At 64.4% G+C, this 11,784-nt stretch carries 13 protein-coding genes; 2 read left to right on the top strand and 11 right to left on the bottom strand.

Annotation, left to right across the window (positions count from 1 at the left end; all coding sequences use genetic code 11):
* Nucleotides 1-184 precede the first annotated feature (184 nt).
* The 10 genes from NVV79_RS10890 to tkt all read right to left on the bottom strand — a co-directional run bounded on the left by NVV79_RS10890 (nucleotide 185) and on the right by tkt (nucleotide 9,029).
* On the bottom strand, nucleotides 185-1,213 hold the full coding sequence (locus tag NVV79_RS10890; protein WP_303989089.1) for a class I fructose-bisphosphate aldolase: 1,029 nt from the start codon (nucleotides 1,211-1,213) through the stop codon (nucleotides 185-187).
* Nucleotides 1,214-1,307: 94 nt separating this feature from the next.
* Nucleotides 1,308-1,778, bottom strand: coding sequence for an SRPBCC family protein (locus NVV79_RS10885; RefSeq protein WP_303989086.1), 471 nt, complete (start codon nucleotides 1,776-1,778; stop codon nucleotides 1,308-1,310).
* Complete coding sequence (locus NVV79_RS10880) at nucleotides 1,775-2,122, bottom strand: ArsR/SmtB family transcription factor (protein ID WP_369684718.1); 348 nt, start codon at nucleotides 2,120-2,122, stop codon at nucleotides 1,775-1,777. Before NVV79_RS10880 ends, NVV79_RS10885 begins: the two co-directional genes overlap by 4 nt.
* Before the next feature lie 5 nt (nucleotides 2,123-2,127).
* Nucleotides 2,128-2,808, bottom strand: a complete 681-nt coding sequence (locus tag NVV79_RS10875) for a glutathione S-transferase family protein (protein ID WP_303989084.1) — start codon at nucleotides 2,806-2,808, stop codon at nucleotides 2,128-2,130.
* Nucleotides 2,809-2,890: 82 nt separating this feature from the next.
* A complete protein-coding gene (pgk, locus tag NVV79_RS10870; protein WP_303989081.1) occupies nucleotides 2,891-4,093 on the bottom strand; it encodes a phosphoglycerate kinase in 1,203 nt (400 codons plus the stop codon).
* Between the two features lie 119 nt (nucleotides 4,094-4,212).
* Nucleotides 4,213-4,503, bottom strand: a complete 291-nt coding sequence (locus NVV79_RS10865) for a hypothetical protein (protein ID WP_303989078.1) — start codon at nucleotides 4,501-4,503, stop codon at nucleotides 4,213-4,215.
* A 68-nt stretch (nucleotides 4,504-4,571) separates the two neighbouring features.
* A complete protein-coding gene (locus NVV79_RS10860; protein WP_303989075.1) occupies nucleotides 4,572-5,108 on the bottom strand; it encodes a putative glycolipid-binding domain-containing protein in 537 nt (178 codons plus the stop codon).
* A gap of 64 nt (nucleotides 5,109-5,172) precedes the next feature.
* A complete protein-coding gene (locus NVV79_RS10855; protein ID WP_303989073.1) occupies nucleotides 5,173-5,781 on the bottom strand; it encodes a GyrI-like domain-containing protein in 609 nt (202 codons plus the stop codon).
* Between the two features lie 218 nt (nucleotides 5,782-5,999).
* Entirely contained in the window at nucleotides 6,000-7,007 is a 1,008-nt protein-coding gene (gene gap, locus NVV79_RS10850) for a type I glyceraldehyde-3-phosphate dehydrogenase (protein ID WP_303989072.1), read from the bottom strand.
* 48 nt (nucleotides 7,008-7,055) lie between these two features.
* The gene (tkt, locus tag NVV79_RS10845) at nucleotides 7,056-9,029 is read right to left on the bottom strand and encodes a transketolase (RefSeq protein ID WP_303989070.1); all 1,974 of its coding nucleotides are present in this window, start codon (nucleotides 9,027-9,029) and stop codon (nucleotides 7,056-7,058) included.
* Nucleotides 9,030-9,235: 206 nt separating this feature from the next.
* On the opposite strand from tkt, the gene NVV79_RS10840 reads away from it, so the two are divergent.
* The gene (locus NVV79_RS10840) at nucleotides 9,236-9,523 is read left to right on the top strand and encodes a DUF4164 family protein (RefSeq protein ID WP_303989067.1); all 288 of its coding nucleotides are present in this window, start codon (nucleotides 9,236-9,238) and stop codon (nucleotides 9,521-9,523) included.
* 5 nt (nucleotides 9,524-9,528) lie between these two features.
* Complete coding sequence (locus NVV79_RS10835) at nucleotides 9,529-9,906, top strand: cell division protein ZapA (protein WP_303989065.1); 378 nt, start codon at nucleotides 9,529-9,531, stop codon at nucleotides 9,904-9,906.
* A 211-nt stretch (nucleotides 9,907-10,117) separates the two neighbouring features.
* Here NVV79_RS10835 and NVV79_RS10830 read toward each other — a convergent pair whose 3' ends face one another.
* Nucleotides 10,118-11,746: a sodium:proton antiporter gene (locus tag NVV79_RS10830; protein ID WP_303989063.1), complete on the bottom strand. Its 1,629-nt coding sequence runs from the start codon at nucleotides 11,744-11,746 to the stop codon at nucleotides 10,118-10,120.
* Between the last annotated feature and the right edge of the window lie 38 nt (nucleotides 11,747-11,784).

Raw genomic sequence — 11,784 nt, 5'->3', positions numbered from 1 at the left:
GAGAGCGCGCATCAAGGTGTGACGTTGGGACGTCAAGGTAGAACCGTGTCGATCTTCGCGCCATGCCGGTCTGCAAATGCCGGCTTTCTGCGCTTCCGGTGCTCACGTACTGATGTACGCTCCGCTCCGGTTCTCGAAATCCATCATTTTCGACTCGGCCTGCCGCGAACCTCGAAACGGTTCTCTAGGCGGCGCGGTCGAGCTCGCCGGTCCAGGTGCCCAGAGCGGCCAGCGAGTTCATGCGGGCGCGGTGGGTGAAGGCGACCTGCGCCTGCGGGAAATTCTCGCGGCGGCCGGCCCAGGTGCGCAAGGCGACATTCTGCAGCGCGCGGCCATAGGAGAAGGTCAGCGGCCAGGGCTTGCCGGATATCTGGTTCATGGCCGAGAGGTGGGCGGTGGCCTCCTCGTCGGTCTGGCCGCCGGAGAGGAAAGCGATGCCGGGCACGGCGGCCGGCACATGCTCGCGCAGCACAGCAACGGTGCGACGGGCGACATCCTCGACGCTGGGGCGTTCGCGCGAATTGATGCCGGGCAGCACCATATTGGGCTTGAGAAGCATGCCGCCGAGATCGACGCCGGCCAGGCGCAGTTCCTTGAAGGTGTTTTCCAGCACGTCGCCGGTCACCGCGGCGCAGCGCTCCATCGAATGGTTGCCGGGGTCGCCGTCGCCGACCACTTCCGGCTCGACCACCGGCACGATGCCGGCTTCCTGGCAGAGAATGGCATAGCGGGCCAAAGCATGGGCATTGGCGCGGATATTGTTGCGGGTGGGTGCCACGTCGTTGATGGTGATGACGGCGCGCCACTTGGCGAAGCCGGCGCCGAGGCTGGCATAGCGTTCGAGGCGCTGGCGCAGGCCATCGAGGCCCTCGGTGATCTTCTCGCCATTGTCGCCCGGCATGGGGAAGGCGCCGCGATCGACCTTGATGCCGGGAATGACATCGGCATCGGCCAGGATGGCGCGGAAGGCGGTGCCGTCGGCAGCATGCTGCTCCAGTGTTTCCTCGGTCAGGATGACGCCGGAAATGTAATTGGTCATCGCCTCGGTCGAGCGGAACAGCATCTCGCGGTAGTCGCGGCGCAGGTCGAGCGAATTGGGCAGGTTGATCTTGGCGAAACGCTTGGCGATCGTGCCCTCGGACTCGTCGGCGGCCAGGATGCCCTTGCCCGGTTCCATGAGTTTCTGGGCGATGGCGTTCAGCGATTTCGTCATGGACCTGCCTCGGCAATTGGGATTGCCGGCAGATTAGACTTTCGTTTTTGCCGCCGCGATTAGACCTGTGGTTATGCGACGAAAGGGGAGGAACCTATTGCAGCGTCGCCAGCGCGCGCTCCATTTCCAGCACCAGCCGGTCGAAGCCATGGCCCGTGCCCGCGCGCCGCTGCGCCGTATCGCCGGCCAGCATGGTCAGTTGCTCGGTATAGACCATGCCGGTCGCCTCGCCTTTCGGCATGAAGTCGATGGTCACCAACGAGGCCGAGAGTGGGGTGGCGTCGAGATGCATCGTATAGGCATAGAGAATCCGCTGCGGTTGCAGCAGGTCGAGATAGCGCATGTCCACGCTGTGGATGGCGCCATCCGTGTCGCGCATGCGGCTGAAGTCGCGCCCGCCGGTTTGGAAATCCTGGATCTGTTCCAGCATCGTCCAGTCCGGATGGCAGCCGGACCATGCCTGCTTGAGCACGGGATCGGCCCAGAAGCGCCAGGCATGGGATGGGCGGCCGGGCAGGATGCGCTCGATAGTGAAGGTGGAGTGGCGGTCCGACAGGGCGGTCATGGCTGTTTCTCTTCGGGCGTGGCCCGCATCAGGGCTTCGAGGCGGTCGAAGCCGGCATTGAGCTGGCGCTGATGCTCGGTCAGCCAGGATTGCATTGTCGCCAGCCCTTGCCGGTCGATGGCGAAAGTGCGGACGCGCCCCTGCTTGCTCGAGGCCACCATGCCCCCGTTTTCGAGCACCTGCAAATGCTTGAGGGTCGAGGGCAGTGCGAGGTGAAGCATGGCGGACAGTTCGCTCATCGAGGCCGGGCCTTTGACGAGACGGGTCACCATGGCGCGGCGATATGGGTCGGCCAGAGACTGGAAAAGCCGGTCGAGTTGGGCTTGTTCGGTTTGCAGCTTCACCTCCGTCAATCGGCCAGGAATCGCGCCGGCATAGCCTCCCGATAGGGGAACATGTCGAAATAGGGCCGGGCCTCGGCCAGGGCCCTGGCCACGCTGGGCCGTGCCAGGAGCCGTTCGAAATAGGCCGCCAGATTGGCATATTCTGCCGGGAAAGGCTCCACAATAGCGGCAAAGAACAGGCCGGGCGCGGCGGCGCAATCGGCCAGGCTGAAGCTGTCGCCCATGGCCCAGTCGCGGCCGGCCAACTGGCCATCGATCATGGCATAGGCCGTGCGCAAGGTGTTGCGCGCCTCAGCCACGCCATGCGGATCGGCAGCGCCCGGCGGCCTGATGTGGTCGGTCACGATCTTCTGCATGGGCACCTGCACATATTGATCGAAGAAGCGGTCCCAGAGGCGCGTGTCGAGCGCCGCTTCCGCCTCGTCCGGCAGCAGTTTTGCCGGGCCGGGATAGTGGCGTTCGAGATATTCGATGATGATGCTGGTTTCGGGGATGACCCGGTTGCGGGCCCTGTCCTCAAGCACGGGTATCTTGCCGACCGGCCAGCGGTCGGTCACCTGTCGGGCCGAATCCGGATTGCCCAGATCGACGATCTCGGCAGTGAAGGGCGTGCCGTTCTCATAAAGGGCGATCAGCACCTTGTGGCAGAACGAGGCCAGCGGGTGCAGGTAGAGCGTCAGGGACACGATGGAGCTCCAGATAGTTTCTTGATATGGAAACTATCTGGGCCAGACTAGCCTGACAAGAGAAAGTTTCACAATACGGAAACTATTTCTTCAGCGCCTCGACGCCGGGCAGGGGCTTGCCCTCCATCCATTCGAGGAAGGCGCCGCCGGCGGTGGAGACATAGGTGAAGGCGTCCTTGACGCCGGCATGGGCCAAGGCCGCGACCGTGTCGCCGCCGCCGGCCACCGAGACCAGCTTGCCGTCATGAGTGCGTTTGGCGACATGCTTGGCGATGGCCACGGTGCCGGCGTCGAAGGGGTTCATTTCGAAGGCGCCCAGCGGGCCGTTCCACACCACGGTATGGGCATCGTCGATGGCCCCGGCGATACGCTCGATGGAGGAGGGACCGATATCGAGGATCATGCCGTCGCCGTCGATGGCGTCGACACCATAGAGGCGGGTGGGCGTATCGGCCTTGAAGTGCCAGGCAACCACGGCATCGATGGGCAGGATGATGGCGCAGCCGCTATCGACGGCCTTGTCCATGATGCGCAAAGCGGTTTCGGCCAGGTCCTTTTCGGCCAGCGACTTGCCGACGCTGTAGCCCTGGGCATGCAGGAATGTATTGGCCATGCCGCCGCCGATGACGAGGCCATCGACCTTGGTCACGAGGTTTTCCAGCAGGTCGATCTTGGACGAGACCTTGGCGCCGCCGACAATGGCGATGACCGGCTTTTTCGGCTTGCCAAGGCCGGATTCTAGCGCTTCGAGCTCGGCCTGCATGGCCAGGCCCGCGGCCGCGGGCAGCAGATGGGCCAAAGCCTCGGTCGAGGCATGGGCGCGGTGGGCGGCCGAGAAGGCGTCGTTGACATAGACATCGCCGAGGCTGGCCATGCGCTGGGCCAGTTCGGGATTGTTGGCTTCCTCGCCGGGGTGGAAGCGGGTGTTTTCGAGGATCAGCACCGAGCCCGGTGGCGCGGATTCGATAGCCTGCTGGGCATGGGATACATCGGTCCAGTCGGTGGCGACGAAGCCGACGGGATGGCCGGTTTCATCGGCAACCGCCGCGCAGACCTGTTCCAGCGAAAATTGGGGATCGATCTTGCCCTTGGGCCGGCCGAAATGGCTCAGCAGAATGGCCTTGCCATCATGCTTGACGATTTCGCGGATGGTGGGGACCAGCCGTTCGATACGGGTGGCGTCGGTAACCTTGCCGTCGGCGACCGGCACGTTGAGGTCGGCCCGGAGCAGCACGCGCTTGTTCTTGAGGTCGAGCTCGTCGAGGGTCTTGAAGGTCGCAGACATTGGTTGCCTCCCGGTGGTCTAAAGCGTTTTGCGGTTCGAAAACGCGACAAAACAGGTCGTCGCCGTGGCGTAGCAGAGCGGCGCGAAGGGGGGAAGCGTAGCCGACAAAAATCTGCCGGTCAGGACTGCGGCAAAAGCTGGCGCAGTAGGTCGCCGAGGAGGAACAGCGGCAGGCCGAGCAGGGTGATGCAGACCAGTCGTCCGAGGTCGTCCACCAGCACATGGCGGGCAAAGCCGTCACTGGGCCAGGCGCCCTGGCCCACCCTTCGGCGGATCAGCCGGTCGCGCAGCAGGACCAGGGCCGCGGTCAGCGCCGGCGGCAGCGCCAGCAGGGCAGGCTGTCCGGCCAGGCCGATCAGCACCGAGGCAATGGGCAGACCAGTGAAAATAGGCCGCATGATCTGGAACATGACTGGACCCGGCACAGGTGAACGGCGCCGCTTGTAGGCTGATTTGATGACTCGCGGGTGACAGGCCGCTAATCCTGGCGCGCGAAGAGCCCCGGATAGTCGACCACCAGAAAATCGGCGTCGACCTCGATCACGCGCTCAAAACCCTCGGCGCCCTGGAAGCGGAAATGGGTGGCGTCGAGCTGCGTATAGATCTGTTCGCTGCGTTTGACCGTCATTTCGTCGCCGTCGATCCAGGCCATGGCGAAACGCTGTGGCTGGTCGATGGTCCATTGGCAGCGCCAGAGCGGCAGCGAATTGGTGAGCGGCGTCGGCCAGATGTCGATATCGAGGCAGTGGCGCAGAGCCGGCAGCGGCTCGGCCCGGTCATCCGACCAGTCCCCGGCGCCGTCGGAGAACAGTTCCAGCACCTTGCCGTCCGTGCGTTCGAGGCGGACCATGCGCACATGCTCCCTGTCATCGAGCTTGATGCGGTAGAACAGGCCATAGTTGGGCGTGATGATGGTGCCACGGATACGGGTATCGCGCTCGGTCGAAATGACGTGGCAATGTTCGAGACTGACAGGGTCGAGCCCGCGCCAGCGTATGGTTCGGTCGAGACTCATGATGGCTCGCTGTCCGCATGTTCACGCAAGGAAATATGAACTGTTCGGCCCGGCTGGCAAGCGGTCAGGCCGGGCGTACCGGCTGGCGCAGGATGGTCCGGAGCTTGTCCGGCGCGGCGCGGCGGGCGTCGCTCAGGTAAATCTCGTGGTGGTGGCCGCTGAAGGTCAGGCCGCGGGCCGGCATTTCGACATCGTGCAGTTGCGCGAGAACCGGGCCTTCATCGTCGTAGCTGCCGACATGCAGCACCTGCAGGCTCCTGCCCTCGGCATAGCGTTCCAGCCGCAGCGTATCGGGTGCGGCACCGAGCTTCCTGCCGGCCTTGGCGATAGCCGCGGCGAACATGGCCTCGGTCAGGAAATCGGGCGCCATGATCATCATGGTCCAGCGCCAGTTATCCTTGCGGCGGGCGGTGAAGTCGGCCGGGTTATCGGCCCACCACAACCCTTCGAGCGGCGGCACGACATAGTCGGTACCCAGCGCGGCCTTGGCGGCGAATTTCAGCGCATAGCTGGTCGAATAGAGCCATTCGATGGCGCCCTGATAGGCCGGCGTGGTGTTGGGATTGCCTGCGCCATCCACAATGACGAAAGCCATTTCCGGGACGTCGATCTCCTCGATCGTCCTGGTCGCCTTGTAGTGGCCGAGCGTGCGGCGAAAATCGATCTTGTCCATCCTGCTACCTCTTACGCGGTGCGTGTGGCCCATCCCCACCCTTGATCCCTCCCACAAGGGGGAGGGAGACGATGAACAATGACCTCTGAACTGGCGCCTGCCTCCCCATGATGGGGAGGGATTGAGGGTGGGTAGGTCGCCACTCTGACAGATCGCGTCAGCAAACAAAAAAGCCCCGCCGCGGAGCGACGCGGCTTTTGCATTGCGCGATGCGCGAACTAGAGCGTCTTGCCCAGGGCCACGGTGGTGTCGGCCATGCGGTTGGAGAAGCCCCACTCGTTGTCGTACCAGCCCATGATGTTCACGAAATTGCCGCCGATGACCTTGGTCTGGTCGAGCAGGATCGTGCAGGAATGCGGATCGTGGTTGAGGTCGCTCGAAACCAGCGGATGGGTCGTATAGGTCATCACGCCCTTGAGCTTGCCATCGGCTGCGGCGATCAGCGCGTCGTTGACCTCCTGGGCCGTGACCTCGCGGCCGGCCAGGAACTTGAGGTCGACCAGCGACACGTTCGGGGTCGGCACGCGGACCGAGATGCCGTCCAGCTTGCCCTTGAGCTCGGGCAGCACCAGGCCAATGGCCTTGGCGGCGCCGGTCGAGGTCGGGATCTGGCTCAGCGCGGCGGCGCGGCCGCGATAGAGGTCCTTGTGCATGGTGTCGAGCGTAGGCTGGTCACCGGTATAGGAATGGATCGTGGTCATCATTCCCTTCTCGATGCCCACGAGATCGTTCATCACCAGCGCCATGGGCGCCAGGCAGTTGGTGGTGCAGGAGCCGTTGGAGATGACCACGTCGTCCTTGGTGAGGCTGGCATGGTTGATGCCATATACGATGGTCTTGTCGGCGCCGTCGCCGGGCGCGGAAATCACCACCTTCTTGGCGCCGGCCTTGAGGTGGGCGCTGGCCTTTTCCTTGGAGGTGAAAATGCCGGTGCATTCGAGCGCGATATCGACCTTGAGCGCCGCATGGGGCAGGTCTTCGGGATTGCGGATCGCCGTCACCTTGATGGGGCCGCGGCCGGCATCGATCGTGTCGCCATCGACCTTCACCTCATGGGGGAAGCGGCCATGCACGCTGTCATAGCGCAGCAGATGGGCATTGGTCTCGACCGGGCCGAGATCGTTGATAGCCACGACCACGATGTCGGTACGGCCCGATTCGATGATGGCGCGCAGGATGTTGCGGCCGATGCGGCCAAAGCCATTGATGGCGACGCGGATTGCCATGAAAAGACGCTCCTTGGGAGGGGTTAGGAGAAGGGAGGCAGAGCCTCCTTACAACTGTGCGGTCACCGCTTCAACAACGGCCTTTGGCGTAATGCCAAAGTGGGCATAAAGCGCCTCGATCGGGCCGGATGCGCCGAAGGAGTTCATGCCGACAAAGCGGCCCTTGTCACCCAGCAGCTTGTTCCAGCTCATCTCGATGCCGGCTTCCACCGCGACGCGCGCCTTGGCCTTGCCGAGCACCTCGGCCTTGTAGGCGTCGGACTGTTTGGCGAAGAGCTCCATCGACGGCACCGAGACGACGCGGGCCGAAATGCCCTTCTCGGCCAGCTCCTTCTGCGCCTCGACGGCAATGGCGACTTCCGAGCCGGTGGCGAAGATCACCGCATCGGCGTCGGCTGGGCCGACCAGGCTATAGGCACCCTTGGCCGACTTGTTCTCGGCCGAATATTCGGTGCGCACAGCCGGCAGGTTCTGACGGCTGAGGGCCAGGATGGAGGGGCGGTCGGCCGTTTCCATCGCCAGTTCCCAGCATTCGGCGGTTTCCATGGCGTCGGCCGGACGGAAGACCAGCAGGTTCGGAATGGCGCGCAAAGCCGAGAGATGTTCCACCGGCTGGTGGGTCGGGCCATCTTCGCCCAGGCCGATGGAATCGTGGGTCATCACATAGATGACGCGCTGTTCCATCAGGGCCGAGAGGCGGATGGCCGGGCGGGCATAGTCGGTAAAGACCATGAAGGTGCCGCCATAGGGAATGAGCCCGCCATGCAAAGCCACGCCATTCATGGCGGCGGCCATTTCATGCTCGCGGATGCCATACATCATGTAGCGGCCGGTGCGGCTGTCGGCCTGGAAGGGCAGGGTCTCGGGCGTATTGGTCAGGTTCGAGCCGGTGAGGTCGGCCGAGCCGCCCAGCGTCTCGGGCACAATCTTGTTGATGACTTCGAGCGCCATCTGGCTGGACTTGCGGGTCGCGACCTTGGGCTTGTCGGCAGCCAGCTTCTGCTTGTACTCGGCCATGGCGGCGGCAAAGCCGGCCGGCAGCCGACCTTCCACGCGGCGGGTGAACTCGGCCTTCTTGTCGGAGGCGGCGAGGCGGGATTCCCACTCGCCGCGCAGGTTCTGGCTGCGCCTTCCGGCAGCGCGCCAGGTGTCGAGAATATGCGCCGGGATTTCAAAGGCCGGATAATCGATGCCGAGCGCCGCCTTGGCGCCGGCCAGTTCCTCGGCGCCGAGCGGGGAGCCATGCACCTTCTCGGTGCCGGCCTTCTTTGGCGCGCCGAAGCCGATCGTGGTCTTGGCGGCGATCAGGGTCGGCTTGTCGGAGGCCTTGGCGGCCAGCAGCGCCTTTTCGATGGCGGCCTGGTCGTGGCCGTCGATTTCGATCGTGTTCCAGCCCACTGCCTTGAAGCGGGCGATCTGGTCGGTCGAGTCGGCGTTGGACACCTTGCCGTCGATGGTGATGGAGTTGTTGTCCCAGATCACCGTCAGCTTGTTGAGCTTGAGATGGCCGGCCAGCGAAATGGCTTCCTGGGAAATGCCCTCCATCAGGCACCCGTCACCGGCCAGCACCCAGGTGTGGTGATCGACGATATCGCTGCCGAACTCTGCGGCAAGCTTGGCTTCGGCCACGGCGAAGCCGACCGAATTGGCCAGGCCCTGGCCCAGTGGCCCCGTCGTGGTCTCGATGCCGCTGGCATGGCCGAATTCGGGGTGGCCGGCGGTCCTGGAACCGAGCTGGCGGAAATTCTTGATCTGCTCGATGGTCATGTCCTCATAACCGAGCAGGTAAAGGCTGGAATAGAGCAGCATCGAGCCGTGGCCGGCCGACAGGATGAAACGGTCGCGGTCGGCCCACTTGCTGTCGGCAGGATCGAACTTCATGATCTTGGTGAACAGCACCGTGGCGATATCGGCGCAGCCCATGGGCAGGCCCGGATGGCCGGAATTGGCTTTCTCGACCGCGTCCATGGACAGGGAGCGGATCGCATTGGCCAGTTCGTTCTGCTGGGCTGTGTTCGTCATCGGGCTCGCGCTTTCATCAGGCTGGAATTCTGGGGAGAAGAGGCGCCGAAAGCCTCCTCCCAAAGGCGGGTCTAGGGCATAACAGGTTCGCCTATCGTGTCAATGACGGCGCCATCACGTCGGATGGTCGCATGGTTGCATTGCTGACGGCGCTGGGGCACGCTGCACGCGCTGGAATCGCCCATGGGCAGAGGACCGTAACAGCAATGAGTGACACGGAACTTGAAGACGGGCTGACATCAGCCAATGCGCGGTTCGATCGCGCCATGGCGAGGCTGGATCAATCGGTGCGCAACCTGGGCTCACGGCTGCGCCAGCAGAACCGCATCGAGGTCGATACGCAGCGGCTGGTGCATGAGCGGGCGCGCCTCGCCACTGAACTCGACAAGACCGCTGCCCGCGCCAAGCGGCTCGACGACAGTGCGCATGACGTGTCGCGCCGGTTGGTCGAGGCGATGGAAACAGTCCGCGAAGTGCTGGCCAAGGCGGAGTAGCGCAAGTGCCCGAAGTCAATGTCGAGATCAATGGCCGCAAATATCGCATGGCCTGCGAAGAGGGCCAGCAGCAGCACCTGATCGGGCTGGCCGAGCGGCTCAACAACCATGTGGAATCGCTCAAGGGCGCCGTGGGCGAAATCGGCGATAACCGGTTGACGGTCATGGCGGGTATCGCCGTGGTCGATGAGCTGGCCGAGGCCGAAAAGCGCATCAAGGCGCTGGAAGAAGAAGTGCTGGTGCTGACCCGCGCCGGCCAGGAAGTGGCTGCCGAGATCGAAGCCCTGGAGGGCAAGTTCGCCGCCAAGCTCACCGATGCCGCCAAGGCGCTGGAGGGCGTTGCCGGCGCCCTCGACGAAGCCGCGCCCGTGACGCCGGGCTAGGCGTTTCCTCACTTCTTCCTTCGGGGAGTGTTCACTTAGACTTTCGTGGCTCCCGTCACCCCGCCCTCGATCCCTCCCCATCAAGGGGAGGGAGGCGCCAGCTCTGCAGCCCGTGTTCATCGTCTCCCTCCCCCTTGTGGGGAGGGATCAAGGGTGGGGGTGAGTCACGGACACAGGGTGCGGTGCTTAGAGAAACCGACCCGAAACAGCTTCACGCCTCCTTGCCAAGACTGTCCATGAAGGCCTGTTCCAGGTCCATCTGCTCGAGCATGTCGCGCAGCACGGTATCGTCCAGCTCGCGGGCATCGCGTGCGGCGATGAGCTGCTTGCGGCGGGCCTCGAGCAGGATATTGCCCAGGGCCAGGGCCTCGGCCTGGTCGAATGGGGGTATGGCAGGTTCGGCCTCGGCATTGTGGGTCGCTCGCTTGGCCATCATGTCCACCAGCCGGCGCGACGATGGCGCGTCATGCGTGGTCCGATATTCGGCCAGCGCATCGAGGGTTGCCTTGTCGGCAATCTTCACCGCCAGAGCGTGCTGTTCGGCCAGGTGCTTGCCGTCATCGGGATTGGTCAGGTCCAGCCATTTGATCAGCCAGGGCAAGGTGAGCCCCTGGATCAGCAATGTGGCGATGGTGACGAGGAAGGCCAGCACCAGGATGGCTTCGCGGTCCTGGAAGTCCGCACCGGTCGCGGTGATCAGCGGCACACCGGCCGCGGCGGCCAGTGTCACCACGCCCCGCATGCCGGTCCAGGAGAGCACGACATTCTCCTTCCAGGTCAGCGGTGGCGGGGAAGGCGGCCGTTCCCGGCGTCCGGGTCGCGCGACCCTGGCCGGGCGTCGTGCCGCCGCGGCGCGGCGGCGGCGGGCGATGAAGGCCGTGCCGAAGACCCAGCCGAAGCGGATAGCCACGGTCGCGACGAAGATAGCGGCGGCTGCGGCGGCCAGTTGCCACATGTCGTAGCCGGCCTCGATCGCATCGGTGATGACGAAGCGCAGTTGCAGGCCGATATAGGCAAAGACGAAGGTTTCGAGCAGCGTATCGATGGTGCGCCAGAACTGCCGCTCCTGGATGCGCTCCTCATAGCCCGACTCGGCCGAATGGTGCCCCAGCGCGAAGCCGGCCGCCACGACGGCGAGCACGCCGGAGGCATGGATTTCCTCGGCCAGCAGATAGGCGGCGAAGGGCACGATGACCGATACTGCGGTGGCCAGCGATGGATTGCCCAGCTTGCGGCGCGCCAGTTGCGCCAGGTTGCCGATCAGCATGCCGAGGATGATGCCGACCACGGCCGCATAGAGGAAGTAGAGTGGCGTGTTGTCGATGAAGGCATGGGTGCCGGCGGCGGCGGCAACGGCCACGGCAAACAGCGTCAGCGCAGCGGCATCGTTGATGAGGCTTTCGCCCTTGAGCACGGTCATCAGCGCCACCGGCAGGCCCGCCTTGCGGCCGATGGTGATGGCGGTCACCGCATCGGGCGGGGCGAGCACGGCGCCCAGCACCAGTGCGGCCGCGGGGGTAAGGCCAGGCAAGGCCAGCGAGGCGACGATGCCGACCAGGGCGGTGGTGCCGAACACCATGAAGACCCCGAGATTAACGATAGAGCCCAGGCGCTTGGCGAAGCTGGAAAAGGAGAAGTCGCTGGCGGCCGAGAACAACATGGGCGGCAGCACGATGCCGAGGATGATCTCGGGCTCCAGCTCCAGCCGCGGCATGCCGGGTATGAACGAGGCGGCGAGGCCGACTATGGCCACCAGCAGCGCCGGCTGCACGTTGCGCCGCTCGGCCAAGGCAGTGATGGCAATGGCGATGATGACGACGATGAGAATATGGGCGAACATCGGTTGTCTCCAGACAACACGATATTGGCGATCAGCCG

The sequence above is a fragment of the Devosia ginsengisoli genome (assembly GCF_024707105.1).
Lineage (GTDB): Bacteria > Pseudomonadota > Alphaproteobacteria > Rhizobiales > Devosiaceae > Devosia > Devosia ginsengisoli_A.
This window is presented reverse-complemented; position numbering and strand designations above follow the sequence as displayed.